General features: G+C 66.5%; 18 protein-coding genes. 5 read left to right on the top strand and 13 right to left on the bottom strand.

The features are described 5' to 3' along the window. Positions 1 to 33: 33 nt before the first annotated feature. Positions 34 to 1,290 carry a helix-turn-helix transcriptional regulator gene (locus AC07VH_RS13375; RefSeq protein WP_494789084.1) on the bottom strand — a complete coding sequence of 419 codons (1,257 nt, stop codon included), beginning with the start codon at positions 1,288 to 1,290 and terminating at the stop codon, positions 34 to 36. A 48-nt stretch (positions 1,291 to 1,338) separates the two neighbouring features. Between AC07VH_RS13375 and AC07VH_RS13370 the strand changes: the two genes are divergently transcribed. Next, the gene (locus tag AC07VH_RS13370; protein ID WP_494789083.1) at positions 1,339 to 2,586 is read left to right on the top strand and encodes a hypothetical protein; all 1,248 of its coding nucleotides are present in this window, start codon (positions 1,339 to 1,341) and stop codon (positions 2,584 to 2,586) included. Positions 2,587 to 2,603: 17 nt separating this feature from the next. Here AC07VH_RS13370 and AC07VH_RS13365 read toward each other — a convergent pair whose 3' ends face one another. Then, positions 2,604 to 3,089 carry a hypothetical protein gene (locus AC07VH_RS13365; RefSeq protein ID WP_494789082.1) on the bottom strand — a complete coding sequence of 162 codons (486 nt, stop codon included), beginning with the start codon at positions 3,087 to 3,089 and terminating at the stop codon, positions 2,604 to 2,606. A gap of 173 nt (positions 3,090 to 3,262) precedes the next feature. On the opposite strand from AC07VH_RS13365, the gene AC07VH_RS13360 reads away from it, so the two are divergent. After that, on the top strand, positions 3,263 to 3,481 hold the full coding sequence (locus tag AC07VH_RS13360; RefSeq protein ID WP_034757699.1) for a TOBE domain-containing protein: 219 nt from the start codon (positions 3,263 to 3,265) through the stop codon (positions 3,479 to 3,481). Between the two features lie 22 nt (positions 3,482 to 3,503). Here the strand turns inward: AC07VH_RS13360 and AC07VH_RS13355 are convergent, their stop codons facing one another. From AC07VH_RS13355 to AC07VH_RS13345, 3 genes are read right to left on the bottom strand one after another with little or no spacing between them, the layout of a single operon-like run. Further along, positions 3,504 to 3,932, bottom strand: a complete 429-nt coding sequence (locus AC07VH_RS13355; RefSeq protein ID WP_494789081.1) for a DsrE family protein — start codon at positions 3,930 to 3,932, stop codon at positions 3,504 to 3,506. A 42-nt stretch (positions 3,933 to 3,974) separates the two neighbouring features. Further along, a complete protein-coding gene (locus tag AC07VH_RS13350; RefSeq protein WP_494789080.1) occupies positions 3,975 to 4,724 on the bottom strand; it encodes a LytR/AlgR family response regulator transcription factor in 750 nt (249 codons plus the stop codon). Next, entirely contained in the window at positions 4,721 to 5,971 is a 1,251-nt protein-coding gene (locus tag AC07VH_RS13345) for a sensor histidine kinase (protein ID WP_494789079.1), read from the bottom strand. The genes AC07VH_RS13350 and AC07VH_RS13345 overlap by 4 nt, the downstream gene beginning before the upstream one ends. Positions 5,972 to 6,389: 418 nt before the next feature. Here AC07VH_RS13345 and AC07VH_RS13340 point away from each other — a divergent pair, with 418 nt between their 5' ends. Then, positions 6,390 to 7,268, top strand: coding sequence for a serine hydrolase (locus AC07VH_RS13340; RefSeq protein ID WP_034778183.1), 879 nt, complete (start codon positions 6,390 to 6,392; stop codon positions 7,266 to 7,268). Positions 7,269 to 7,314: 46 nt separating this feature from the next. Here the strand turns inward: AC07VH_RS13340 and AC07VH_RS13335 are convergent, their stop codons facing one another. Next, entirely contained in the window at positions 7,315 to 8,247 is a 933-nt protein-coding gene (locus AC07VH_RS13335) for a DMT family transporter (RefSeq protein ID WP_494789078.1), read from the bottom strand. A gap of 119 nt (positions 8,248 to 8,366) precedes the next feature. Here AC07VH_RS13335 and AC07VH_RS13330 point away from each other — a divergent pair, with 119 nt between their 5' ends. Next, on the top strand, positions 8,367 to 9,266 hold the full coding sequence (locus tag AC07VH_RS13330; RefSeq protein ID WP_494789077.1) for a LysR family transcriptional regulator: 900 nt from the start codon (positions 8,367 to 8,369) through the stop codon (positions 9,264 to 9,266). Positions 9,267 to 9,269: 3 nt separating this feature from the next. Here the strand turns inward: AC07VH_RS13330 and AC07VH_RS13325 are convergent, their stop codons facing one another. From AC07VH_RS13325 to AC07VH_RS13300, 6 genes are all read right to left on the bottom strand, one after another. After that, the gene (locus AC07VH_RS13325; protein ID WP_494789076.1) at positions 9,270 to 11,201 is read right to left on the bottom strand and encodes a methyl-accepting chemotaxis protein; all 1,932 of its coding nucleotides are present in this window, start codon (positions 11,199 to 11,201) and stop codon (positions 9,270 to 9,272) included. Between the two features lie 159 nt (positions 11,202 to 11,360). Further along, positions 11,361 to 13,319, bottom strand: coding sequence for an exodeoxyribonuclease V subunit alpha (recD, locus tag AC07VH_RS13320; protein WP_494789075.1), 1,959 nt, complete (start codon positions 13,317 to 13,319; stop codon positions 11,361 to 11,363). Next, positions 13,309 to 16,971 (bottom strand): exodeoxyribonuclease V subunit beta, encoded by a 3,663-nt coding sequence (gene recB / locus AC07VH_RS13315; RefSeq protein WP_494789074.1) that lies wholly within the window; start codon positions 16,969 to 16,971, stop codon positions 13,309 to 13,311. The genes recD and recB overlap by 11 nt, the downstream gene beginning before the upstream one ends. After that, positions 16,968 to 20,387 (bottom strand): exodeoxyribonuclease V subunit gamma, encoded by a 3,420-nt coding sequence (gene recC, locus AC07VH_RS13310; protein ID WP_494789073.1) that lies wholly within the window; start codon positions 20,385 to 20,387, stop codon positions 16,968 to 16,970. Before recC ends, recB begins: the two co-directional genes overlap by 4 nt. 75 nt (positions 20,388 to 20,462) lie before the next feature. Continuing rightward, positions 20,463 to 23,489 carry a CHASE domain-containing protein gene (locus AC07VH_RS13305; protein ID WP_494789072.1) on the bottom strand — a complete coding sequence of 1,009 codons (3,027 nt, stop codon included), beginning with the start codon at positions 23,487 to 23,489 and terminating at the stop codon, positions 20,463 to 20,465. A gap of 143 nt (positions 23,490 to 23,632) precedes the next feature. Further along, entirely contained in the window at positions 23,633 to 24,523 is an 891-nt protein-coding gene (locus AC07VH_RS13300) for a LysR family transcriptional regulator (protein WP_494789143.1), read from the bottom strand. A gap of 108 nt (positions 24,524 to 24,631) precedes the next feature. Here AC07VH_RS13300 and AC07VH_RS13295 point away from each other — a divergent pair, with 108 nt between their 5' ends. Next, a complete protein-coding gene (locus tag AC07VH_RS13295; RefSeq protein WP_475417860.1) occupies positions 24,632 to 25,615 on the top strand; it encodes a cyclase family protein in 984 nt (327 codons plus the stop codon). Positions 25,616 to 25,627: 12 nt separating this feature from the next. On the opposite strand, the gene cobA is transcribed toward AC07VH_RS13295, so the two are convergent. Continuing rightward, on the bottom strand, positions 25,628 to 26,392 hold the full coding sequence (gene cobA / locus AC07VH_RS13290; RefSeq protein WP_494789071.1) for a uroporphyrinogen-III C-methyltransferase: 765 nt from the start codon (positions 26,390 to 26,392) through the stop codon (positions 25,628 to 25,630). Positions 26,393 to 26,399: the final 7 nt, after the last annotated feature.

Below are 26,399 nucleotides of genomic sequence, written 5' to 3'. Positions count from 1 at the left end.
ATCAACGAGAAACCGGGACTTGTCCCGGTTTTTTTATGGCGGTGCGCCAGCGTCCCACTCCAGCGCGCTGAACAGGCTGGCGATCTCGCTGCTGCGGCGCGTGCCTGTCTTGGCCAGGATGGCCTGGATCTGGCTGCGCACGGTGCTGATGCGCACACCCTTGCGCTGCGCGTACTCGGCAGGCTCCATGCCATCCGCCAGCGCCAGCGCCAGCGACCACTCGGCGCCCGTCAAGCCGCATGGCCGCTCGAGCGCCCCGGGCCAATGCCGCCCTGCCCGGAACAGGGGGCGCAAGGACAGCATGGCCAGGCCGGCGCCCTCCCCGCCGGCCTGGCCTATGCGCAAGGGCAGGATGCCAATTTCCAGCGCCGGACGGCCATCCTCATCGCTCGCATACAAGGGGGCTGGACGGTGGCACGCCAGCCCGGCACACGCTTGCCGCACACGCTGCGCCAGTTGCTGTTGCAGCTGACTCATGCGCACAACCACGTTACCGCCATGCAAGGTGATCACGGAGGCGAGCGGCGACGTGGCCCCCAACAGCCGCTGCGCCGCCAGGTTCATGAAAACCAGCCGCAGGCAGGCATCGGCCAGCAAGATGGCGCGCGGCAAGGCATCGAGCGCTTCCCAGGCCAGCGCGCCATGCGCCTGGGCTTGCTGTGCCGTATCGCGCAGGCGAAACACATTCGGCAGATGGTCGAGCACGCGCTGCAGCTGGCCGCGCGTGTTGCGGTCATAGGGGCCCTGGCCCGCCGCACGGTGCGCGGACAGGATGGTCAGCGCACCGTTGTCCCGCACGACGCCGCTGCATGAATAGCGCACTCCCGCGCGCAAATAGAAATCCTGGAAATACTCGCTGCGCGCCACGGCCTGCTCGCTGAAATAATCTTGCATCAGATGCATGCGCCCGGGCGGCGCGCGCGTGAGAATCGCATAGCCGGGATCGAGCGCATGGTAGTAGCGCCGGTAGCCATCCTCCCAGGCCCCCTGGTCCAGTCCGGTGACATGGCCGCGCGAGGGTACCGCGCCCGTTTCCGCTTTCAGGAAACAGCAGGCCACCTCACCGCCCGCCAGGCGGGAAAACGCGCGCATGGCCACGCTCCACTGCAGCGGTTCCAATGCCGCCCGGTAAAAGGCGGCAATGACGGGATCGGCGCCGTCCTTGTCCATCGCGTCCCTTGCCTGTAATTGCCCCGCCCCTGTAAAAACTGGCGCCGCATCCTTCACATGAAGGATGCGCGGCACCGGTCCGGCAAGCACCATGGCATCGACGGCTGCCGCCATGCGCATGCCATCGCCAGTGTTTTTCCGACTTCGCCCTCATCAAGGAGCAGCATCATGCATACAATTGATACCGATCGCAACATTCTCCACCTGGTCCGCGCAGGCAACAAGCCCTTGCGCCTGGCCGCGAGCGCTTCACTCCTGCTGGCGCTGTCCGCATGCGCCAACCTGCACACCATCCACCGCTCGACCGACTTGCCAGACGATGGCAAGGCCATCCACCTCGATGCGGCCCAGCGCGTGATTCATGTCACGAAAGACGGCAAGGCCTGTGCCGAGCCAACGCCGGACGCCCTGCAGTCGTACGCGTCCGCATTCGGCAGCGCGCTCAACGCGGGCGCCGATGGCGCCTCGTTCTCCAATGCACTGCGCGCCAATGCCGCCAGCGTGGGGCTGCACTCGCAAAGCATCACGCTGATGCGCCAGCATCTGTTCAACATCTGCGAATATGCGCAAAACAAGTGGCTCAACGATGCTGACGTCATGCTGCTGATGGAACGTTCGCAAGACCTCACCCTGGGCATATTGGCCATCGAGCAACTGACTGGCGCCGTGGTGGCGCGCCAGTCCTTGCCCGAAGACAACACCGACGTGGCTGCCGCGGCAAAACAGCGCCTGCAGGCTTCGCAAGACGCCCTGGCAACACAAGCCAGACTCGACCTGGCAATCAAGAAAGAACAAGCCTTGCAAGCCGATGCCGCTGCCCAGATCAAGCCAGCTACCCTGGCCGCCGGTGACAAGGAAGCCGTCCTGCTTAAGACAGCGCAGGAAAGCACAAGTTCTGACAACGGCACGGATGGCAAGACCGGCAAGGCACAGGCCGGCTCCAGCGCGGCGCTGGCGCAGGCACGCGCCGAACGGGCCGAGCTCGAAGCCCAGCTAGCCGATCAGCTGGCGCAAAGCCAGTCCGGCGCCAGCGGCCGAAGCGGCATGACGACACCGCTGCATGCCAGCAACGTCAATGACAAAACGGCGGCGCACCTGGCCAGAGCCAGCACCGAGATCGTCAACATGATCTTGAACAAGGGCTATTTGACGGATATGTGCATCACTTTCATCAACCATCCGAAGAAGTACGTGGAAATGTGGGAGCACTACAAGGAAGTGATGAACCAATGCAAGGAGGTCCTGACGGCAGACCTGCGCCCCGGCACGACGCGTCCATACAGCATCACCTTCGACATCAACGATGGCCCGGCGCACTCGCCTGACGCCGCCGACGGGAGCGTCGTCATGCCAATGACAAGCAAGCCGAAGGGCAACACGGCGCCTTCCGCCAGCAGCAAGCCCGCAGGGGAATAGGCGTGGCCGGCGCAACCTTACTGTTTCGTCAGCAGCAGCTTGAATTGCGGTACCCAGCGCCCGTCCACCAGCATCTCGCTGGCCGCCTCATAGGCATTTCCCGATGGCGTCCAGCGCACGCGGTACGTCAGCGCCTTGCCGCTGGCGCCCACGTACTGCGTGGTGGGAAAGTCGAGGCCGCCGTCCGCCGGCAGCATCGTGCCGCGGCTATGGCCGCCGCTGTTTTCCAGATACAGGAACGCCACCTTGCCTGCGGCGGGATCGTGGTAATACGTGGTTTCGCCCACGTAATCGGGCTTGCCGGGACTGCGCACCGTGTGTACGTCGCGCAGCATCTGGCCGCCGTACAGCCACTGGAAACAGTGCTCATCCGTTTGCTTGCCACCAGGAAATTCGCCCTTCCAGCAATGCCCGGCCAGGAAGGCCATCGGCTGCAGCGCCGCGATGGGGTCCGCCAGCACGGCAAATGAGGGCAACAGCAGCAGCAAGGGCAATGGGCGCATGGCAAACCTCCAGGTCAATGCAAACGAGTATAGGCGAATAATATGCTTGCAACAGCGGATTCGCACACTTTGCGCATATCGATATGCGCATCGATTCGTGGTCAAAAGCGTGCGCGCGCCGTACTCTGGCCCTGTCGCGCCATACGGCGTATAACGGACGCAAAGGAAACATCATGGCTATCTCGGAAGTAAATGTACGCAACCAGTTTCGCGGCAAGATCAAGGAAATCATCTTTGGCCCCGTGGTGTCCGAAGTGGACGTGGAAACGCCGCACGGCATCGTCACTTCGGTGATTACCTCGCGCTCGATCAAGGACCTGGACCTGAAAGTGGGCAGCGAGGTCATCGCGCTGGTCAAGTCGACGGAAGTGTCGATCGCCAAGATCCAGTAAGCGTTGCCCGCCCCCACTGACTTCAGGGCTTGATATACACATAGCCTTCCTGCCACTGCAAGCGGCTCAGCTCGGCCACGCCCGAGGGCACGATGACGGCTTCGGGCAGCACGCGCTGGCGGTCGATGTTGCGTCCTTGCAAGGTGTTATTACAGACGCGAAAGCTCACGCCCCGCTGGACCAGCTCACGCACCACCGCGTCATACGGCGTGCCGTTCTTGTCGGTGGCGCCGTCGAGCAGGAAATCGATGCCGGGGCCGTGCGCGACGAGCACGATGGTGGCTTTGGGGCTGGCGTCGAGGTGGTTGCGGATATTTTTCAGCGCAGCCGTGGCATTGCTGGCGTCATTGACGTGGTACACCACCTTTTCCTCCTTCTGCGCGGCCGTGGCGGCGGTGCAGGAGAGCAAGGCGAGGAGGATGGCGGTGAACCAGCGGCGCAAGATTGTCATGAGATGTCCATTCAGTATCAGATTAAAAACATTGGCATCATATCAATCCCTGAACAAATAGGTAAACGTGCGGCTGACGGGCAGCTTTTCCGTGCTGCCCCGCACCAGCACCTGCATGCGCTCGGCGTCGATGCGTTCGGCCGCCTCGATGGCTTTCACGTTGACCATGGTGCCGCGGTGGATTTGCCAGAACTGTTCCGGATCGAGGCCGCCAAGCAAATCCTTCAGCGGCGTGCGCACCAGCGCTTCCGAACCGGCCAGCACCACGCGCGTGTACTTGGTGTCGGCCTGGAAGAACAGCACTTCATTGACGTCGATCAAACGGATCTGCCTGCCCACGCTGGCCCTGATCCATTTCAGCTTGTCGCGCGGCGGCGCCGGCAAGGCGGCGCGCAGCGACTGCAGCAAATGGGCCATGTCGGCCGGCTGGGCGCCCAGCTTGTCGCGCAGGCGGGCCAGCGCCCGCTGCAGCCGCTCGGCCTGCACGGGTTTCAGCAGGTAATCGACGGCGCCCGCGTCGAACGCGTCGACGGCGTACTGGTCGTAGGCCGTGACGAACACCACGTGCGCCCGCTTGCCGATGCGCTCGGCCACTTCCAGACCCGACAGGCCCGGCATGCGGATGTCGAGGAAGACCACGTCCGGCTCATGTTCGAGGAAACCGTCCCAGGCATCGTTGCCGTTTTCCGCCACCAGCACGACTTGCGCCTCGGGCCAGGCTTGCGCCAGCAGGATTTGCAGGCGCTCGCGCATCAGGGGTTCGTCTTCGGCGATCAGGATGGTGGGATTCATGCGGTGGCTTCTTTCAGGCTGGATGCAATTTTGATGGGCAACACTATGTCAGCGATCACGCCGCCCTCTTCGCCGTTGCGCAGGCTCAAGCTGGCGGATGGAGCGGACAGCAACAGCCGGCTGCGCACGTTTTCCAGGCCCAGGCCGCCTCCGGGCACGCTGCCCTCGCCGCTTTCCGGCAAGCCCATGCCCGTGTCCCGCACGCGCAGGCGCAGCATGCCGTCCACCCGCAGCGCCGACAGGCTGATCTCGCCGCCGCGCAACGATGGTTCAATACCATGCTTGATGGCATTTTCCGCCAGGGTCAGCAAGATCATGCTCGGTATCGTCGCGTGCGCCAGCTCGGCCGGCAAGTCCAGCGCATAGCGCAGGCGCGAGCCCATGCGCGCCTGCATCACGCGCAGGTAGGCGGCCACCATGTCGAACTCGCTTTGCAAGGACACTTGCTCGCTGCGCATCTCCGCCAGGCTGGCGCGCAGGAAGGCGATCAGGTCGGCCGTCAGCGCCGCTGCCCTGGGGGCGCCCTGCTCGGCCAGCTGCTGCACGGCGCCCAGGGTATTGAACAGGAAATGCGGCTCGATCTGCGCGCGCAGCAGGCGCAGCTGCGATTCGCTCAGTTCGCGCGCCAGGCGGTCGCGCTCGGCATCCTGCTGCAGCTGCAGGGTCAGCGCTTCGTACTGCCGGTTGCGCCAGGTGGTCACGATCGCCAGCGGCACCATGTAGAACAAACCGGCCACCAGCAGGGCAACGCCGCCCACGCGCAGCAAGCGCTCGAAAGCCATGGCCATGGAACCGGTATCGCTCAAGCCGGCCAGCAGCACGCCGGCCGCCACCCCAGCCGCGCAGGTCGAGACGATCAGCAGGAGTTTCTTGAACTTGTAACGCACGGAACTGCGGTAATTGAACCAGACGCCCACCAGGCCCCACGCCAGCGCAAAGCCCAGGCCGTTGCTGAAGACCAGGGCCTTGAGCAATTCGAAGCGGGCCGGCAGCAGCAGGTGCAGGACGACGCCGATGGCGCTGAACAACAGCATCAGCTTGAACGCGGCGATGTAAAAACCGGCGCCACGGTACTTGAGCAGGAAATCGTGCAATTGCTGGCGCTCGATCGGCGTCAGCTTGACCAGCTTCATGGCGACGTAGCGGCGCACCCGCCCCTGGACCTGCGTCGCCATTTCGGGGTGTTTCAGCACCCGCAGCGATTCCTCATCGATGCTGCGGTACCAGTCCGTATATTTTTTTAACATGATGCGTTCTCCCTAGTCCGTGATGCAGGCATGAACGCAGTCTACGGCGCACCGCTTGCGGGGCCTAGCGCGGGGCGACGAAGCACGAAGGGGCAGGCATCAACGACGAAGCGCGCGGCGCCTGCCGCATCAAGGCTGCCAATCTTGCTGAAATCATACGAAGTTTCCAGGATGAAATCAATAATTGCGCAACAATTTTCACTACGGCAAGAATAGACCCATTTATTTGCCAAATTGGCCGCAACGCCGCCTGTCGCGGGCTTGTACCGTAGACATCGCTTGATCTTTAATGGTATTGTTTAAGCTTGGCAAATATTGCCTCCGAGATACACATGCCGCGTCCCCGCGCGGCCCTGTTCCGGATTTGCGCGCAGCGCCCACGATGGCGCCCCAAAACTGCTTTTCCACATACGATCCCATGCTCAAAAAAATGTTCGCCGCGGTGCTGATGACGCTTTCGACAGCGGCCATCGCCGTGCCCTTCGGTTCCCAGTCGATACTGGTGGTCGAAGACGGCACAGGCAAAGTCTTGCTTGAAAAAAATTCCAACGTGGTGGTGCCCATCGCCTCGCTGACCAAACTCATGACAGCCATGGTCGTGCTCGACTCCAAGGCGAATATGCAGGAAGAGATCAGCATCGACCGCGAGGACGTCGATACCTTGAAACACAGCACCTCGCGCGTGCCCGTGGGCGCCACCCTGAGCCGCCACGACGTGCTGCAGCTGGCGCTGATGTCGTCCGACAACCGCGCCGCCGCCTCGCTGGCGCGCACCTTCCCCGGCGGCCCGACGGCGTTTGCCGTGGCCGTCAACGCCAAGATCAAGGCCCTGGGCATGCGCCAGACCGTGATCGAAGAGCCGACGGGCTTGTCGCCGAACAACCAATCGACGGCGGCCGACCTGGTCAAGATGGCCGTGGCCGCCTCGCGCTACCCGGAAATCAGCCGCATCACCACCGATTCGAAGGACGTCATCCAGATCAAGGGCCGCGACGTGGAATACCACAACACGAACCGTCTGGTGGGCGCCAAGGGCTGGGATATCGGCCTGTCGAAGACGGGCTACACGAATGAAGCGGGCCGCTGCCTGATCATGCGCATCAAATCGGCCGGCAAGTTCGCCACCATGATCCTGCTCAACGCGCGCGCCAATTCCGTGCGCGCCATGGACGCCGTCAACATCCGCCGCATGCTTGCGGCCGAGAACGGCATCGAAGAGCCGAAAGTGATGCGCGCTTCCGTCAGCCGGCACAAGAAGGCGCCGGCCAAGCCATCGAAGCGCCGCCGCGCCCGCTAAGCACGGCTCAATGCCGGGGTCGGACCCGACGGGTCTGACCCCATAACTATTTCCCCTGCCGGTTGGTCATCACCACGCCGGCAATCGTCACCGCCCCGCCCACCAGCATCGAGGCCAGCACCGGCTCGCCCAGGAGCGCCGCCGCCAGCACGATGCCGAACACGGGCACGAGGTTGTTGAACACGGCCGTGCGCGACGGTCCCAGCGCCTTCACGCCCTCGTAATACCAGACAAAACCGATCACCGTGCCGAACACGCCCAGGTAGCCGATGGCGGCCCACACTTGCCAGCCGAAGCTGTGCCATGGCACCGTGGGAAACTCCACCACCGCCCCCACCAGCAAAAAGGCCAGGCCCCACATCGACGCATACGTGGTGGCGGCAATCGGACTCAGTCCCTTCAGCGCGACGCGGCCGATCAGGGTGTAGGCGGCCCAGCTGGAAATGCCGCAGAACATGAACACTTCGCCCATGCCGATGCCGCCGCCCGTGCCGTGCAGCACGCCGGCCAGGTCGCCGCGCGTGATGACGATGGCCGTGCCGCAAAACGCCAGCATGATGCCCAGCCATTTGAACGATCCCAGCCGCTCGCGGAACAGCATGGCCGAGGCCAGCGCCGTGACGATGGGGTTCAAGGCCACGAACAGGGCCGTGCGCCCCGCCGGCATGCGCGACAGTGCCGCCAGGAAGCACAGGTTATATAAAAAGATGCCCGTCAGGCCCAGCGCGGCCGTCGTCGCCAGCTGCTTGCGGTCCAGGCGCGGCAAGCCCCCTTCCAGCTTCCACGCCAGCGCGACGAGCAGCAGCACGGCCACGCCGAAGCGCCCGCTGGCAGCCGTCATGGGCGGCATCTGCTGCGCCAGCACGCGGCCCGCGATAAAGGTGCCGCCCCAGAACAGGGCGACGAAAATCAGTTTGAGGTAGACGAGCGGCGATTGCGCGGCAGGCAAGGCGGCAGAGGGCAAGGCGGATGAAGACATGGGAGTTCCTGTAAGGCCGCTTGCGCGGCGGGTGGCGTACATGCTGTACACTTATATATTAATACTAATATTAACTCATGAAATAATGAGCAAATACTCATAGAGCAGGAAAACCACAGATGACCTTCACGCAACTGGAAATCTTTACCCTGGTGGCCGAGCTGCACGGCTTTTCCGCCGCCGCCGCGCAGCTGGGCATCAGCCAGTCGGCCGTCTCGCATGCCTTGAAGGCGCTGGAAAAGGAGATGGGCGTGGACCTGATCGTGCGCCACCAGGCCTCGGCCGAGCTGACGGACGTGGGCCGCCAGCTGCTCGTGCGTGCGCGCGAAATCCTCGGTCTATCGGAAGCCATGCGCCAGGAAGCGGCCGACGTGCTGGGCCAGCGCCAGGGCAGCCTGCGCATCGGCTCCTTCGGCCCTACTTCGTCCTTGAACCTGCTGCCGGCCATCACGGCGCAATTCCGCCTGCGCTATCCGGGCATCGCCCTGCGCATCGACGAAGGCGCCGACCATGAAGTGGTGCAGTGGATACGCGAACGCCGCGTGGATGTGGGCTTCGTCGTGCTGCCCGACGAGCGTTTCGATACGGCGCCGCTGGTGGAAGACCAGATGATGGCGCTGTTGCCGCGCAGCCACCCGCTGGCCAGCGAAACGGCCATCACCCTGGCGCAGCTGTGCGAAGGGCCGTTCATCATGTCCGAGGCGGGCTGCGCCTGCCTGATCGAACCCCTGTTCGCCAACGCGGGGCTGCAGCCGAATGTCCCCTACCGCATCAGCCAGGTCATCACCATCCTCGACATGGTCAGCCGCGGCGACGGCGTCTCCATCGTGGCCGAACTGGCCCTGCCGCAGCGGCTGCGGGAGCAGTATCCGGAGCTGGTGGCCCTGCCATTGAATCCGCCCGTCAGCCGCAAGGTGGGCCTGGCCGTGCGCGACCGGCGCCAGAACACGCCGGCCACCAACGCTTTTTTTGAAGTCGCAAAGCAGATGGCGCCGACCCTGGCGCCCCGGCGTACTTAAAGTTTAAAACGTCTCCCACTCGTCGCTGCGCTCCTGCTTGGCGACGGGCGTTTTTGCGGCGGGACGGCTGGCGATGCGCGGCGCGATGGGCACGCGCACCACGGGCCTGGCTGGCTGCTGCTGCGGCGGCGCTTGCCCGTCATCGAGCTTGAACACACCCACCACCTGCGCCAGGGTGCCGGCCTGGTCCTGCAGGCTTTCCGCCGCGGCGGCCGCCTCCTCCACCAGGGCCGCGTTCTGCTGCGTCACCTGGTCCATTTGCGCGATCGCCTGGTTCACCTGTTCGATGCCCGAGCTTTGTTCCTGGCTGGCGGCCGTGATTTCGCCCATGATGTCGGTCACGCGGCGCACGCTGTCGACGATTTCCTGCATCGTCGCCCCCGCCTCGTCGACCAGGCGCGCGCCCGAGTCGACCTTGCCCACCGAATCGTCGATCAGCAGCTTGATTTCCTTCGCCGCGCCCGCGGAGCGTTGCGCCAGGCTGCGCACTTCCGTCGCCACCACGGCAAAGCCGCGTCCTTGTTCTCCGGCGCGCGCCGCTTCCACGGCCGCATTCAGGGCCAGGATATTCGTCTGGAAGGCGATGCCGTCGATGACGCTGATGATGTCGACGATCTTCTTCGATGAATCGTTGATCGAAGCCATGGTGTCGACCACCTGCGCCACCACTTGCCCGCCCTTGCTGGCCACGCCGGACGCCGATTGCGCCATCTGATTGGCCTGGCGCGCATTGTCCGCGTTCTGCTTGACGGTGGACGTCAGCTCCTCCATCGAGGCGGCCGTCTCTTCCAGCGAGCTCGCCTGCTGTTCCGTGCGCGACGACAGGTCCTGGTTGCCGGCGGCGATTTCCATCGATGAGACCTTGACCGATTCGCTGGCCGTGCGGATCTTCACCAGCACAGCGGCGATCTTGTCGATGAAGCGGTTGAAGGCACCGGCGATCTGCGCCAGTTCATCCACGCCGGAAGCGTCGAGGCGGCGCGTCAGGTCGCCCTCGCCCGAGGCGATGTCGTCAAGCGCATCGCGCACCAGTTCCAGGCGCTTGAGCATCTTGAACACCAGCAGCGACAGCAGCACCGCCGCCGCGCCGGCCAGCAGCACGGCCGTGACGGTGGCCGTCGTCAGCATCGTCTGCAAGGCTTGCATGGCTTCCTGCTGGTCCAGCACCACGGCCAGCAGCCAGTCGGTGCCCGCCACGCGCGTGACGTACAGCTTGCCGTCGCGCTCATTGAGGCGCACGGCCTCGCTCGCGCGCGTGCTTTCCAGCCGGTTCACCTGCGCGGCCGACAGCGCCGCATCGAGTTTCGCCACCGGCTGCAGGCTCAGGTCCTTGTTGGCATGCGCGATGATGGTGCCGCTCTGGTCGACCAGGAAGGCAAAGCTGTGCGGCGTCGGCTTGATCGCCACCACGTTGGCGATCACCGTATCGAGCAGCACGTCGGCGCCCGCCACGCCCAGCAGCGCCTCTTTCGGGCCGACGGGCGCCGTGAACGACACCACCAGCTTGTGGCTGGCCGCGTCCACATATGGCGGCGTGAGCATCGGCACGCCCGCCTTGACGGTGTCCGTGTACCAGGCGCGCGCCGTCGGGTCGAAATCGGCCGGGCGGCCCGGATGGGTAAATACGGAGCGCTTGTCCGCGTAGCCGATGAACACTTCCGCAAAATCGCCGGCCTTTTCCGCGATCTGGAAGGCACGCAGCGGATCGGGCGTCTCGGCCGACATGACGACGGAGGCCATGACCTTCTTCTTGCCATCGACCCATTGCGCCAGCACGGCCGACTGGCTTTGCAGCAGCTGCTGCATCTGCTGGTCGGACGAGGCCAGCATGCTGCTGCGCGTGGTGACGTAATTGGCGGCCGACAAGGCCAGCATGGACAGGACGACGATGGCCACGCAAATGAGCACCAGCCGCGTGCGAAGGGAAGACAACATGATGGACTCCTCGTTTCGATTTTATTGGCGTGAAACAGTACTTTTGCACTACTTCACCTACGCAAGCATTCTCACATAAAAAACGGAACAATTATCGTCAATATTCGGAATACAACACATATATTTCCGTAAGGAAATGCGTCGAACCCCATCAAGCCATCAGCCGATCAATCCTCTCAAGCCGCTGGCGCGCTGCGTGCGGCGCAGGATCGCGTCGAACAGCACGGCCTGCGTGGGCGAGACCAGGGTAAAGAAGTCGCGCGCGCGCGTGATGCCCGTGTAGACCAGTTCGCGCGCCAGCATGGCGCCGCCTTCCTGCGGCAGCACCAGCACCGTGTGGCGGAATTCCGAGCCCTGCGATTTATGCACGGTCATGGCGAACGCCGTTTCCACGTGGCGCAAGCGCGTGGCCAGCACGCTGCGCACATTGTCCCCTTCCAGGAAGTACACGCGCAGGGAACCGGGCCGCGCAGGGTCGCGCAGGGTCAGGCCGATGTCGCCATTGAACACGCCCGTGCCGTAATCGTTGCGCGTGACCATCACGGGACGGCCCACATACCACTCGCTGCGGCGTATCAGCCCTTCCTTTTCCAGCCGCAGCTCGATGGCCGTGTTCAAGCCCGCCACGCCCCACTCGCCTTCGCGCACGGCGCACAGGATGCGGAACGCTTCAAAAGCGTGCAGCACGGCGCGCACCCAGTCGTCATGCTGCGCGTAAGCTTCGCCGCCAGCATTCACCAGCGCCAGGTAGGGCTGGTAGCCGCCCGGCGCATCAAGACGTCCGCGCAAGGCCAGGCGCAGCACGTCTTCCTGCTGCGCCGGCACGCTCCACGCCAACTGGCCGCCGCTGTCGGCGGCGAAGCACGCCTTGGCCAGGTCCGGCCTGCCGGCATTCACGGCCAGCGCCAGCTCGCCGATCGGGCCGCTGAAACGGTGGCTATGGCGCAGCATCACCGTCTGCTGCGCCAGCGCGCCGGCGCTCCCCGCAAACTGCGCGGGAATGGCCACGCCGCTGGCCGCCTGCGCATACGCGATGGTGTCCCCCGTGTAGCCGCCCGTCTGCGCGTCGTGGCACAAGTCGCCCAGCACGGCGCCCGCCTCCACCGATGCCAGCTGGTCCTTGTCGCCCAGCAGAATCAGGATGGCGGTGGAAGGCAAGGCGTCGAGCACGGAGGCCATCATTTCCAGGTGCACCATCGACGCTTCATCGACGATCAGCACGTCCACGTCGAGCGGATTGCCCGCGTGGTGGGCAAAGGCGCGCGTATCGGGCCGCGCGCCCAGCAAGCTATGCAAGGTGCGCGCCGCGCCCATGCGCCGCGCCAGTTCCAGCAACGGCAAGGCTTTCCCGACCTTTTCCGCCAGGCCGCTCAAGGCCTTGTCGATCGACTGTTTTAATCGCGCGGCAGCCTTGCCCGTCGGCGCGGCCAGCGCGATGCGCAGCTGCTCCGGTTGCGGCGAGACGGCAAACAGCAAGGTCAGCAAACTGGCCACCGTATAGGTCTTGCCCGTCCCCGGGCCGCCCGTGATGATGGCCACCTTGCCGCGCAAGGCGACGGCACACGCCACCTTTTGCCAGTCCGGCCCACCGTCCTGCGTGGGCTGGTCGAACAGGATGTCGAGCCATTGCCGCACCTGCGCCAGCGGCGGATTCGTCAAAGCCTGCGCGCGGAGGGCGATCTTTTCACCGACCAGTGTCTCGTCGCGCCAGTAGCGGCGCAGGTACAAACGGTCGCCGTCGAGCACCAGCGGCTGTTTCACGTCGGGCGCACCCACCCGCCACACCTGCGGCGCGCCGGCCAGCAGCGTATGCCAGCCGGCGGCGCTGTCCGGCAGCGGGCCGGCAACGGCCAGCACGGCGTGCCACAATTCCTCGCTCCAGCCCAGCAGCTGCGACGGTTCGCCCGCCAGGTCGGCCAGCATCAAACAGCTGTGGCCCCGCCCTTCCAGCTCGGACAGCACCACGCAGGCCACGGCGACGGCGGGCGCATGCGGCGCCTCCCCGTCCAGGCTGGCGATGAAGCGGGCGAAGGCGGCGCTCAGGCGGCGCAGATGGCCGTCCCCGGCGACGCCGTCGACGTGGCTGAACAAGGCATTCATTTGCTCACTATGCTGCATGATGTTCCGCTTCTTCTGACAACAGTTGATCGAGGCCGTCCAGCAGTTCCAGCTGCGGCGCCAGCCAGTAGCAGCCGTGCGTGTCCGCATTCGCTATGCCGCGCAGGAACAGGAAGATGGCGCCGCCCAGGTGTTCGGCCGGGTCGTAGGTATCGCCAAGCCGGCTTTTCAGCAGCCGGTGCAGGGCCAGCATGTAGATGGCGCCCTGGATATCGTAGCGGTGCTGCGCCATGCCGGCCGCCAGCGCCTGCGTGTGATAGGCGGCGTCGTTGGGTCCCAGCGCGTTCGACTTGTAGTCGAGCACCCAGTAGCGCCCCTCCCGTTCGATGACCAGGTCGGCAAAGCCTTTCAGCATGCCGTGCAGCTGGCGCCGTGGCAGCGCGGGGCGCGGCGCGCCATCGAGCAGCAGCCGCGTGCAAAGTCTGTCCAGCGCCTCGGTGGACAAATGCTCGCTGGGGAACCAGAACTCCATCTCGGAGAGGGTACTGTCCAGCTGCGACAGCGAGGCATCAAGCAGCGGCAGCGGCGTGACGGCGATTTCCCTGAGCCAGGCGATGGCGTCTTCCTGGCGGTGACCCCAGCCGGCCCGTTCGCAGCGCGCGGCCAGGCGGGTGTCGAAATTGGCATCGTGGACGCCGTCAAAGCCTTCGCTGCCCATCCACTCGAGCTGCTCGTGCAGGAAATTGCCGGGCACGGAACCGCGCGGGAAACGGTGCCAGGGCGCGTCGCCCGTTGGCGTCGGCGCGGCCACGGCCACGGCCGTGCCATCTTCCAGCAAGGTCTCTTCCAGCGCCCGCTGCGGCACGTGCGCGGCCGCCACGGCGCCGATCTGGCGCGTCAGCGAGGTAAAACTGCCCACCGACCAGTCGCGCTCGAACTCGCCCGCGAACACGGGCGCGGGGCGCAGCTCGGGCCGGCGCTCGATGCGATCGAGCACCGTGCAGGCGCCGGGTTGCGCCAGGGCAGTCACATAGATGGCGTCGCAGCTGCCCGCCACCTGCTGCCAGCGCAGCAGCAGCTGCTCCGCCGGCAGCTTGTCGCCGCCCGTCAGCAGGTAGCCGAGCGCCGACTCGTGCAGGGTGTTCTCGCCCGCCTTGCGCGCCGCCTGGGCGGCCACGCCCAGCCACAGGAAGTGGCGCGCGCGCGTCAGGGCCACGTACAGCAGGCGCAAGTCTTCCTCGATGCGCGCCTCTTCCACAAAGGCCATGGCCTCGTCGGACAGCGACAGGTCGAGGCGGCGCTCGCCTTTTTCATCCGCATACTCGAAGAAGCTGCGGTTGCGTTTGTCCACCTTGCGCGCCGTGACGGCGAACGGCAGATACACGAGCGGGTATTCGAGGCCCTTGGACTTGTGCACGGTGATGACCTTGACCAGCTCCGCGTCGCTTTCCAGGCGCAGCACGCGCTCGTCGCCGTTTTCGCCTTCGCCGGCGATCTGCTCGGCCAGCCAGCGTATCAGCGCCTGTTCGCCATCAAGCTGGCGGCTGGCCGATTGCAGCAGTTCGGCCAGGTGCAGCAGATTCGTCAGGCGCCGTTCGCCGCCCGTCTGCTGCAGCAGCATGGCGGGCAGCTGCAGTTCGTGGATGAAGCGGCGCAGCATGGCCAGCACGCCCTGGCGCTGCCAGATCAGGTGCAATGCCTTCAATTGTTCGACCCGGCGTTCCCATTCCAGTTCGTCGCTCGACAGGCGCGCCAGCTCGCCCAGTGACAGGCCGATGGTGCGCGTGGCAAAGGCGGCGCGCGCCAGCCCCCCGTCGAGCGGGTTGGCCAGCGCCGCCAGCCAGCGCAGCACGTCCTGCGCCTCCTCGCTGTCGACGACGGAATCCTTGTCGGACAGGTAGACGCTGGCGACCCGGCGGCGCGCCAGCGCGCGGCGGATGGCCGCCGCTTCCTTGCGGTCGCGCACGAGGACGGCGACGTCGGCCGGCTGCAGGCGGATAAAACCGTCGGGGCCGTCGAAACCCGCTTTCGCATCGCCCAGCATGGCGACGATGTGCTCCGCGCAATGCTGCGCGAAATACTCGCGGTAGCCGTCGCCGCGCAGCCCTTCATCGCTGGCGCAGGCGGCCAGCAGGGCCGGCAGCGGGCCGCCCGCGTTCACCAGCCATTCATCGCGCCCCTTGGCGTCGACGGCCTCGAACGGCAGCGGATTCTCGCCGTTTTTGCGGTAGCGGAAGGCGCCGGCCGGCACCTCGTCGCGCTCGGCGTGCAGGAACAGCTGGTTGACGGCCGCCACCAGCGGCGCCGTCGAGCGGTAGTTGGTGCCCAGCTGATAGTGGCGGCCCGCAGTGGCGCGCCGCGCCGCCAGGTAGCTCTGGATGTCGGCGCCGCGAAAGCCGTAGATCGACTGCTTCGGATCGCCGATCAGGAACAGGCCCAGCGCCGGATCGTTGTCGGCGATGCGGTACAACAAATTGAATATCTGGTACTGCGCGGGCGCCGTATCCTGGAATTCATCGACCATCGCCAGCGGATACTGGTCGACGATGCGCTGGCGCAGGGCCGCGCCGTTTTCGCCGGCCAGCGCGTCGTGCAGGCGCTGCAGCATATCGGCAAAGCCGAACTGGCGCGACTGGCGCTTCAACTGATCCATGCGCCGCGCGATGGCCGCCGCCGCATGCAGGTGCAGCTTGTGCGCCAGCGGCGTGATGGCCGCCAGGGCGATCCCCAGCGCTTCCGTATGCTCGAAGCACTCGGGCACCTGGGCCGTGAAACTCTTGGCAAACGCATCCTCGATGCCGAACGGCGTCAGGCGCTCCCATGCCTTGGCCGTGATGACGGGCAGCAGCAACAGCGGATCCTGCGCCCAGCGGCGCAAGCCGTCGAACCACTTCGCCAGGTTCTCCGGCTTCATCTTGACGCCGTTAAAACACTTGGGATTGACGGCGCGGTGGTCGTTGATCCAGGCGGCCATCTGGTCCACGCGCTCGACCCAGCCCGCCTTCAGGGTGGCCAGCTGCGCGGCCAGCGCCCGCTGTTCGCGCGCGATCAGGGTGGACAACGGTTCTTCGTCCGCCATGCCCATGATGTCCGCGCGGCGCGCCAGCTCGCGCGCGCCCTTCTTCAGCGCTGCCACGTCGGGCCAGCAGGCCAGCAGCACGTCGAGCGCCTGCGGCGGCAAGGGGTAGACTTGCTGACGCCAGTAATCGTGGGCGGCATCCTCGAACAGGGCTTGCTCGTCGCTGACCAGTTCCTCGTCGAACAGGCTGCCGCTGTCGAACGCGTGCTCGCGCAGCATGCGCTGGCACCAGGCGTCGATGGTGAAGATGGCCGCTTCATCCATCGTCTCGGCGGCCAGCATCAGCCGGTGCGCGGCCTTTTGCCGTTCGCTCTCGTCCGGATAGGACTCGAGCAGGGCGTCGAGGAACGGGTCGCTGCCGCCGGATTCGTGGCGAAAATACGCGGCCGCCTCGATCAGGCGCTCGCGCACGCGGTTCGACAATTCGCGCGTGGCCGCGCGCGTAAACGTCATCACCAAAATGTCGGCCGGCAGCAGCGGACGCGTGAAACGGCTGTCGTCGTCGCCGTGTCCCAGCACGAGGCGCACGTACAGCGCGGCGATGGTCCAGGTCTTGCCGGTGCCGGCGGACGCCTCGATCAGGCGCGAGCCGTGCAGCGGAAACGCCAGGGGGTTGAGCAGGTGGCTCGTCATGGTTCTTCTCCCGCGCCATCATCGGGCGCGCTGATCGGGTCGATCGTGATGTGTTGCTGCAGCCAGTCGGCCAGCGGGCCATACAGCTCGCGCGAGCAGTCTTCCCACGCTTCCTCTGCGGCCAGCGCGGAAAACTCGGGCCACAGGCGCGCCAGGCACAGTTCTTCGCGCTCGCCCGACATCTCGAAGCCGCCATCGTAGACGGCGCGCGGGTCGCCCTGCTGCACCAGCGCCAGCCCCGTCTTGCACGCCGTGGGCAGCGGATGGTTCATGCCTTCGCGCCACAGCGCCAGCAGGGTGGCCAGCGCGTCGCGCGAACCGGCCGGATCGAGCGGCGCCATGCTGACGATGGCGTCGCGCGCCACCAGGTAGCCGGTGACGGGAAAGCCGAGGGCGGCGGCGGCCAGCTGGCGCAGCCACATCAGCATCAGCTTGTCGCCGCGCGCCAGGCCGTTCTTGTCCGTCACCTTCGAGGAAATCTGCATCAGCCAGGCCGTCTCCTGCCCGTTGCTGCACAATCTGTCGAGCCAGTCGTCGATCTGCACCTCGCCGAAGGGCAAATTGATGGCACGCTTGTCGGCCGCCAGCGGGAACGAGGCGCGCAAGGACAGCCACGCGCTGCGCACGGGCACCAGCGCCTCGACCAGCTGCGCCTGCACCTGCCGGCCGATCAGGCCGATGGGCAGCACGCCTTCGCGCGCCAGGCGTGCCGCGCGCGCCTCCAGGCTGGCGCGCACGTCGCCGATATCTTCCACGGCGCCGCCGTCGTCCAGCATGGTGTCTTCCAGCAGGTAGCGCTCGAGCGCATTCAGGCCGAACGGCTCCTCATCCTCACCCAGCATGGCCGCGTCGGCGAAATACACGCTCAAGCGGCGGCGAAAGAAGTACTTGACGGGCTGGCGCAAGAAGCTGGCCAGCTCGCCCAGCTTCAGACGCGTGCCGGGATCGAGTTCGTAGGGGCCCAGCGGCAGCGCGGCGGCCTGCGCATCGGCATCGGTATGGACTACGCGCCATTCGCGCGCGTAGGTCAGCAAGCCATCGGCCTCGAAATAGCGGCGGCTGAACGGCTGCAGCGCGTGCTCGGTGGTCAGCGATGCCAGGTGCCGGTCCAGCGACCAGCCGGCGGCCAGGTAATCGCGCAGCTGCGACACCAGCACGGACGGCGGCTGCTCGGAATTGTCGCGCACATTGCGCCCCACCCAGCTCACGTACAGCTTGTCGCGCGCGGCCAGCAAGGCTTCGAGCATCAGGTAGCGGTCGTCGTCGCGGCGCGAGCGGTCGCCCGGGCGCGCCATGCCGGGCAGCGCCAGCAAGTCGAAATCGGCCTTCTGCGCGCGGCGCGGGAAGTCGCCATCGTTCATGCCCAGCAGGCAGACCACGCGAAACGGCACGGCGCGCATCGGCATCAGGGTGCAGAAGGTCACGCCGCCGGAGACGAACTGGTGGTTCAGGGTCGGCTCGTCCAGCGCGCCCAGCCATGCGACGCGCAGCACGGACAGCGGCACCGGCTCGACAAAGCCCGCATGCTCGCAGGTTTCCAGCCAGCCCTGCAAGGCGCCCTCGAGCTGCGCCAGGGTCAGGCGGTCGCCCTCGTCGTCGGCATCGAAAAAGGCCGCCAGCAGCGCGCGCGCCTGCGCGCCCCACTCGGCGGGCGTGCAGGCGCCGGCCAGCACGGTGCGCCAGTGCAGCAGCGCCTCGACCAGCTGCGCCAGCGAGCCGGCCAGCGCCGCATCGAGGCCGCCCACTTCCGCATACGGCTCGATGCCGCCAAAGCTGGCGCCAATGCCGCTGGCGTAACCGAGCAGCATGCGCCGCACGCCGAAGATCCACGCATTCTGTTCCCCGGCCGCGCCCAGTCCCAGGCCGCTGCGGTGATGCTGGTCCAGGCCCCAGCGCACGCCGGCTCCCTCGATCCAGGCGCCCAGCGTGACCAGGTCGTCCGGCTGCAGGCCAAAGCGGGCCGCCAGCGCGGGCACGTCGAGCAGGTCGCGCACCTCGCTCTGGCGGCAGCGCTGCTGCGGCAGCTGCAGCAGCCACTCGAGCGCGACGAGCAGCGGGTTGACGCTGCGGTCCTTCACGTCGCCGATCTCGAACGGGATGAAACGCTCGTCGCTGCGCCGGTACTGGCCGAAGACGGCGTGGATGGCGGCCGTAAAGGTATCGATGTCGGGCACCATCACCACCACGTCGCGCGGACGCAAGCCCGTCTCGGCGCTGTGCGCGAACATGGCCAGCAGCTGGTCGTGCAGCACCTCCACCTCGCGCTGCACGCTGTGCGCCACGTGAAATTCGATCGAGCGGTCGCCGGCGCCGGGCGGTGTTTGCTCATGTTCGGCCAGCGGGCGCAGTTCGCGGATGGCCACCTGCACCTGCTGCAGCAGCGTTTCGCCCGTTTCCTCGCCGAACAGGTCGATGCGCAGGCTGTCGTCGCGCCCTTCGGCTTGCGCGTGTTCGTCGAATTCGTCGAGCATGCGGATGAAATCGCGCCCTTGCCTGCCCCAGCTGGCCAGCAGCGGATGGCTGTGCGCATGCAGTTCTTCCAGCGGAATGTGCGCCAGGTCGGTGCCGTTGCGCTGCCGCTGGCGCTTGTTTTCCGCGCGCAGCAAGTCGCGCCCGTCGATGATGTCGCCCCAGTAGAACTGGCATGGATTGGGCACGGCCAGCAGCACCTGCGTGTGGCGCGCCAGCGCGGCGAGCGCCTGCAAGGTCTGGTACGGCAAGGCCGACACGCCGAACAGCACCACCCTGCGCGGCAGCTTGCCAGCCGGCGCATCGCCGGCGGCGATCGCCGCCAGGAAGGCGTCGTGGATGTCGGCGCGGCCCGTGTCGCGCTCGAACGGTTCGACGTCCTGGCCCACGGCGCGCCACAACCGCGCCTGCCAGCGCTGGTCCTCCTTCAAGACGATGGACTCGCCGCGCGCCGTGCGCAACTGGTCGCGCCCGGCCGCCCAGTCGGCCAGCCAGTCGGCGCGGTAGACCTGGTACTGGTCGAACAGGTCGGCCAGGCGCTCGGCCAGCTGCAGCCGGCGTTCGCAATCGCCATCGGCCAGGAAGTAGCGCAGCGGCGCAAACACGGGGTCGGCCAGCAGCGACGGCAACAGCCGCATCAAACGCCAGGTCAGCGGGGACTTATCGAACGGCGACACGCGCGGGACGCGCTCGCGGCCCAGCATGCCCCGGTAGCTTTCCCACAGCAGGCGCGCCGGCAAGGCGATGCGCGTGGCGGCGCACACCCCCATCTCCTCGGCCAGCGCGATCTTCAGCCATTCGGCCACGCCGTTCGACTGCACCAGGAAGATGTCGGTTTCCAGCGGCGCCAGCGGGTGGCTGCGCAGCCACTGGAAGACGGCGGCGCGCAGCTGCTCCAGCTGGTTGCCGTGCAGGATGAGTAGGCCGGGCGTGACGGGTGTTTGCATGCTGATCCGATGGGTTGCCGCGCCTCCGGCCGGATGGCTGGAGACGTCAAAGGCATATTATCGCCGCTGCTTGCGTCAAGGGGCGTCGCTGGCGGCAAATTCCATGGAAATTTGTTCCGCCACCTGCGTCAGCGCCGGCCCGAGCGCCGTCAGCAAGCCGCGCGCCTGCTGCAGGTCGCCGCCCAGGCGCAAGCCCTCGATCGACGTGCACAGGCCCGCGAAGGCATGGGCGCCCACGGCCAGCGCCGACGATTTGCTGCGGTGTCCCAGGTCGGCCAGGCGCCCCAGGTCTTCCAGCGCCAGGGCTTGCTCCATTTCGGCGATGCCGTCGCGCGCCGTGTCGAGAAACAGCTGGGTGTACTTGCGCATCTTCACGGCATCATTGCTGAAGGTGAGCGCCAGGGTGGCCAGGTCGAGGATGGCCGTGTCGCGCAACTCCGGCGCGGCGCCCGCCGGCGGCGCCTTCGGCAGCGCCGCCAGCCTCTCGCGGCCGATGCCGCCGATGCCGCCACGCAGCCGGAACCATTTCGCCAGCAGGTGAAACAGCAGGTTCGGGGCGATCGGCTTGGTCACGAATTCATCCATGCCAGCCGCCAGGCAGCGGGCGCGGTCTTCGCTGCCCGCATTGGCCGTCATGGCGATCACCAGCAGGCCGGCAAGCCGCGGGTCGGCACGGATGCGGCGCGTCGCCTCGAAGCCGTCCATCTCCGGCATCTGCACGTCCATCAGCACGCAGTCGTAGCGCTGGCGTGCCAGCAATTCCAGCGCCTCGCGGCCATTGCAGGCGACGCAGACGGTGGCGCCCGCGTCTTCCAGCAGCTCGCAGCCCACCTGCTGGCTGAAGATGTTGTCCTCCACCAGCAGGATGGAGGCGCCGCGGATCACCCCCAGTACTTCCGGCTCCACTTCGGCGATGCGCTCGTCGGCCCCCTGCGCGCTCTTCTCCAGACGCGCCGTGAACCAGAAGGTGCTGCCCAGGCCCGGCTGGCTGTACACGCCCACCTTGCCGCCCATGAGCTCCACCAGCTGCTTGCTGATCACCAGCCCCAGGCCGCTGCCGCCATACTTGCGCGTGGTCGACGGGTCGGCCTGGTGGAAGGAGCGGAACAGCTGCGCCACCTCTTCCTGGTTCATGCCGATGCCCCGGTCCTGCACCTCGAAGCGCAGCATGGCGTGGCTGGCGCGCTCCTCGGACTGGCGCACGCGCACGAAGATGCTGCCATTGTCGGAAAACTTGATGGCGTTGCTGGTCAGGTTCAGCAAGACCTGCTCCAGGCGCAACGGGTCGCCGCGCCAGCGCTGCGGCAGCTCCGGCGCGATATCGAACTGCAGCGCCAGGCCCTTGACGGCGGCCGCGTCGCCCAGCTGGCTGGCGATGTTCGCCAGCAGGGTGTCGAGACGGAAGTCCAGCACCTCCAGCTCCAGCTTGCCCGCCTCGATCTTGGAAAAATCGAGGATGTCGTTGATCAGGCCCAGCAAGTGCTGGCCCGAATGGAAGATTTTCTGCAGGTAGTCGCGCTGGCGCGCGTCGGCCACCGATTTCAGGGCCAGGTGCGCCATGCCGATGATGCTGTTCATCGGCGTGCGGATTTCATGGCTCATGTTCGACAGGAAGTCGCTCTTGGCCTGGCTGGCCGCGTCGGCCTGCTCTTTCAGGCGGTGCAGTTCCGTCACGTCGGTGGACAGGCCGATCAGGCCCGTGACGGGACCGGGCAAACCCAGCGGCACCTTCACGCTCCACAGGTGATGCACCTGGCCCTGCGCATCGACGAAGCGCTCCTCGCCGACGAACTTGGCGCCGCTGTCGAAGACCTGGCGCTCGGTCAGCTGCGCGGCGGCGGCCGCATCGCCGAGCATCAGCTCGCCGTCCTGGCGGCCGATCAGCTGCTCCGCCGGACGGCCCAGTATCTTCGCCGTGCGCGCATTCACGTAGCGGTAGCGCAGGTCGGCATCCTTCATGTAAACGTAGGCGTCGACGCTGTCGAGCACCGTATCGAGCAGGGTGCGCTGCGCCACCGCGTTGCGGCGCGACCGGTACAGGGTAAAGATATAGCCATAAATAAGCAGCGTGCCGGCCACGCCCACGCCCAGCGCCAGCCATGGAAAATAGCGGTCGAAGGGGCTGTACAGCTCCGCCTTGCGCACGCGGAAATGGGCTTTCCACAGGCCGCCCTGGTAAGCGACGGGCAGCACCTGGTCGAAATAGTCGGCATCGCTGCCCGGTTGCGGCGGCGGCGCCGCCAGGTCGCCGTCATCGTTGAACAGCAGGCGGTCCTGCGGCGTGATGGCCAGGACCCCGCCGGCCGGCAACGGGTCGGCCGCGCTGTACAGGGTCAGGTGCAGCGGTTCCAGGGCGCTGCGTTCGAGCGCGCTGTGCACCAGCTGCGCCACGCCGAAGCCGATGCCCACGGAGCCCTGGTAGGCGGCGCGGCGCTCGGCCACGCTGCCCTGCGGCATGCCGTTGCGGTACACGGGCAGGCGCATGCCCAGGCCGATATGCGCGGGCGGCCCCTTGATCATGATCACCTGCCCCGACGCGCTGACCTCGCCGCTGTCGCGCGCCTGCGCCAGCGACTGCGCCACCAGCGGGTTGGCGCCGATATCGACGCCCATGCGTTCGCCCAGCAGGGAATCGGGTTCAAGGTAAGTGAGCACCGTGTATTCCGCCCGCTCGCCGGGCGGACGGATGGTGAAAGCGGGATAGCCGCGCGGCGCCAGGCTGGTGTCGCGGCGCACGTCGGCGACATAGGCCGCGCGCTGCGCCTGCGTCAGCGCCACCGCATAGTTGACCGATTCGATGGCCGGGAACTGGCGCGCGATATCGAGGCCGGTCACATAATCGTGGAACTGGCGGCGCGTCAGATGCTCGCTGGTGCGGAACAGGGCTTCGAGGCCGCGCAGCAGGTCGGAATAGCTTTTTACGCGCGTGATCAGGCTATGCTGGGCGCCATGCGTGAGATTGTCGAAACGCTGCTCGGCGTCGTCATTGACCGTGCGCGCCGCGCCCGCGTACAGGGCGCCGCCCACCGCCAACGCCAGCAGCAGGCCCCCTGCCCAGATTCTGACGCCTGATCCCGCCCCGCCCTTGCTCAAAGTGTGCATTGTCGATCGCTTATTCCGGTTTCCTCGAATGTGCGGCGCTCCGGCCACCCAGCAAGCACGAGGATACTATCAAAGCTCATGCCCGTCGCGCTTGTGGAAGAAAAAAAGCGCGCAGGATGGTTCTACTGGAAAACACCGCACGCCTAGGCCCCCTGCAGCGCCCTGGCCAGGAAGTCGCAAAAGGCGCGCACCTTTTCCTGCACGTGGCGCCCATCGGGCATCAGGGCATACACGCCGCGTCTGGCCATGCCGTGCGACGGCAGCACACGCACCAGGGCGCCGCTGGCCAGCAGCGGCGCGGCGACGAACGACGGCAGCGCGCCCACGCCGATGCCCGCCACCAGCATATCGGCCAGCAGCAGGCTGTTGTCTGCGGAAAAGCGCACGGGCAGGACGATGCTGCTCGCCCCTTCCGGCCCGGCCAGCTGCCAGACGCCGGGACTGTCGGCCAGGCGGTAAGCGAGGCAATCGTGGCCGTGCAAGTCCTGCGCCTGGCGCGGCGTGCCGCGCCGCGCCAGGTAGGCCGGCGCTGCGCAAATCATCTGCTCGACGTCGCCCAGACGGCGCGCCACCAGGGACGAATCGGCCAGCGCGGCGCGGATGCGCAGCGATACGTCATAGCCCTCGCCCACCACGTCGCGCAGGCGGTCGTCCAGGGTCATCTCGATCTTGACGTCCGGATAACGGGCCATGAAGTCCGGCAGCAAGGGCGACAGCACCTTCAGGCCGAACGACAGCGGCGCATTCACGCGCAGCCGCCCCGCCACCTTGCCGGCGCAGCCGCGCGTGGCCAGTTCCAGCGCATCGACCTCGTCGAGCAGACGGCAGCATTCGAGATAGTAGGCACGCCCGCCGTCCGACAGGCTCATGCGTCGCGTCGTGCGCACCAGCAGCAGCGTGCCCAGGCGCGCTTCGAGCTGGCGCACCTGCTTGCTGATGGCGGCCGCCGACTGGTGCAAGTCCAGCGCCGCCTTGCTGAAGCTGTCGCGCTCGACCACCTTGCGAAACACGCGCATATGCGCCAGGACATCCATCATTCTTTCCTTGCAGTTGAATATCTTATTATTTTATCGCTGATTATCATTGAAATGAAAAACAATATGATGGCGGCTTCTTTATTCATGTCACGCAAGGAGTACCCCATGTTCAAACCATCCGCCACCCTGACTGCCCTGCTGCTGGCCCTGCTGGCAGGAACGACGCAAGCCGCCGCCCTGCCCGAAGTGGGCATCAGCCCTTGGGGCCCGAAAGACGAGATCGGCCGCCTGAACCTGATGACGCCAGCCTCGCGCGCCGCCATCCTGGCGCGCATCGACGGCGGCAAGAGCTATGACCTGGCCGTCGATTTCTATGTCGGCATGCCCAGCTGGCAGGCGGCAGGCGACCCGCCCTACCAGATGTGGATGACGCACACGCCGAAGGGCAACGTGGTGGCCGACTCGATGCACGTGGGCGAACAGATGAACCGCCACGTCAGTTACACGGGCTCGGCCGTGTCCATGTATGCGCACATGGGCACGCATATCGACGCCCTCAACCATTTCGGTCTGAACGGCAAGATCTGGAACGGCTTTACGGAAGAGCAACACCTGGGCGACCGGGGCTGGACGGTGACGGGGGCGGAAAAGCTGCCGCCGATCGTCGCGCGCGGCGTGCTGATCGACGTGGCCGTGGCCAAGGGACTCAAACAACTGCCCGACAATTACCGGGTGACGCGGCAAGACTTGCGCGCGGCGCTGGCGCAACAGAAGGTCACGCTGGAAAAGGGCGACGTGGTGCTGATACGCACGGGCCGCATGCAGCACTATGAGCAGGCGCAAGCCTACATGGCCAATCCGCCCGGCCTGTCGCTCGATGCGGCGAAATTCCTCGTGGAAGATGGCGGCGCCATGGTGGTGGGCGCGGACAACCTCAGTTTCGAGGCGTTTCCGTCCGAAGTGGCGAACAATTACCTGCCCGTGCACACCTATCTGCTGGCGCAGCAGGGAACGCCGATCCTGGAACTGGTCGACCTGGAAGCCTTGTCACGCGACAAGGTGTACCAGTTCGCCTTCATCGGCGCCTCGCTGAAATTCCGTGGCGGCGACGCGGCGCCCATCCGCCCCGTGGCCCTGCCGATCCGCTAGATGCTGACAGGCTCAGACGCAGGCGGCCTGCAAGGCAGCATGGTCATCCCAGGCATCGGCACAGCGCACCACCTCGCCCACGACGATGATGCTGGGACTGCCCAGGCCGCTGGCCTGCAAGTCGCCGGGCAAGCTATGCAAGGTGCTCAGCAGCTGGCGCTGGACCGGCAGGCTGGCCGATTGCACCACGGCCACGGGCGTGCCGGGCGCCATGCCGCCGGCCAGCAAGCCGGCCTGGATGGCCGTCACCCTGGCCACGCCCATATAGATGACGAGAGTGAGCTTGCTTTGCGCCAATGCCGCCCAGTTCGGCTCCGACGCGCCGTCTTTGCCGTGGCCCGTGACGAAGATGGCGCCCTGGCTCCAGGCGCGGTGCGTCAGCGGCACGCCGATGCTGGCCGGCGCGGCCAGGCCGCTGCTGATGCCGGGGATCACGTCAACGGCCACGCCGTGGCTGCGCAGGTAGGCGCGCTCTTCGCCGCCGCGCCCGAACAAATACGGGTCGCCCCCTTTCAGGCGCACCACGTGCAGGCCGGCGCGCGCCTCGGCCAGCATCAGGCGCTCGATGAACGCTTGCGGCGTGGAAGCACAGCCGCCCCGCTTGCCCACCTCGACCACGCGCACGCCTTGTGCCGCATGGGCGAGGATGGCCGGGTTGACGAGATCGTCGATCAACACCACGTCGGCCCGCGCGATGGCTTTTACTGCCTTGATCGTCAGCAGGTCCGGATCGCCGGGACCGGCTCCGACCAGTGTCACGCTTCCACATTGCGCCATGATGCAG

The sequence above is a fragment of the Janthinobacterium sp. GW821-FHT03C10 genome, assembly GCF_059420865.1.
The sequence above is the reverse complement of the archived record's forward strand: the minus strand, read 5'-3'. Positions and strand labels throughout refer to the sequence as shown.

What these genes read in the sequence shown, in the direction of transcription:
- AC07VH_RS13375 (WP_494789084.1), bottom strand. Translation starts at nt 1,290, where the DNA reads ATGCGCATGGCGGCAGCCGTCGATGCCATGGTGCTTGCCGGACCGGTG.
- AC07VH_RS13370 (WP_494789083.1), top strand. Translation starts at nt 1,339, where the DNA reads ATGCATACAATTGATACCGATCGCAACATTCTCCACCTGGTCCGCGCA.
- AC07VH_RS13365 (WP_494789082.1), bottom strand. Translation starts at nt 3,089, where the DNA reads ATGCGCCCATTGCCCTTGCTGCTGCTGTTGCCCTCATTTGCCGTGCTG.
- AC07VH_RS13360 (WP_034757699.1), top strand. Translation starts at nt 3,263, where the DNA reads ATGGCTATCTCGGAAGTAAATGTACGCAACCAGTTTCGCGGCAAGATC.
- AC07VH_RS13355 (WP_494789081.1), bottom strand. Translation starts at nt 3,932, where the DNA reads ATGACAATCTTGCGCCGCTGGTTCACCGCCATCCTCCTCGCCTTGCTC.
- AC07VH_RS13350 (WP_494789080.1), bottom strand. Translation starts at nt 4,724, where the DNA reads ATGAATCCCACCATCCTGATCGCCGAAGACGAACCCCTGATGCGCGAG.
- AC07VH_RS13345 (WP_494789079.1), bottom strand. Translation starts at nt 5,971, where the DNA reads ATGTTAAAAAAATATACGGACTGGTACCGCAGCATCGATGAGGAATCG.
- AC07VH_RS13340 (WP_034778183.1), top strand. Translation starts at nt 6,390, where the DNA reads ATGCTCAAAAAAATGTTCGCCGCGGTGCTGATGACGCTTTCGACAGCG.
- AC07VH_RS13335 (WP_494789078.1), bottom strand. Translation starts at nt 8,247, where the DNA reads ATGTCTTCATCCGCCTTGCCCTCTGCCGCCTTGCCTGCCGCGCAATCG.
- AC07VH_RS13330 (WP_494789077.1), top strand. Translation starts at nt 8,367, where the DNA reads ATGACCTTCACGCAACTGGAAATCTTTACCCTGGTGGCCGAGCTGCAC.
- AC07VH_RS13325 (WP_494789076.1), bottom strand. Translation starts at nt 11,201, where the DNA reads ATGTTGTCTTCCCTTCGCACGCGGCTGGTGCTCATTTGCGTGGCCATC.
- recD (WP_494789075.1), bottom strand. Translation starts at nt 13,319, where the DNA reads ATGCAGCATAGTGAGCAAATGAATGCCTTGTTCAGCCACGTCGACGGC.
- recB (WP_494789074.1), bottom strand. Translation starts at nt 16,971, where the DNA reads ATGACGAGCCACCTGCTCAACCCCCTGGCGTTTCCGCTGCACGGCTCG.
- recC (WP_494789073.1), bottom strand. Translation starts at nt 20,387, where the DNA reads ATGCAAACACCCGTCACGCCCGGCCTACTCATCCTGCACGGCAACCAG.
- AC07VH_RS13305 (WP_494789072.1), bottom strand. Translation starts at nt 23,489, where the DNA reads ATGCACACTTTGAGCAAGGGCGGGGCGGGATCAGGCGTCAGAATCTGG.
- AC07VH_RS13300 (WP_494789143.1), bottom strand. Translation starts at nt 24,523, where the DNA reads ATGGATGTCCTGGCGCATATGCGCGTGTTTCGCAAGGTGGTCGAGCGC.
- AC07VH_RS13295 (WP_475417860.1), top strand. Translation starts at nt 24,632, where the DNA reads ATGTTCAAACCATCCGCCACCCTGACTGCCCTGCTGCTGGCCCTGCTG.
- cobA (WP_494789071.1), bottom strand. Translation starts at nt 26,392, where the DNA reads ATGGCGCAATGTGGAAGCGTGACACTGGTCGGAGCCGGTCCCGGCGAT.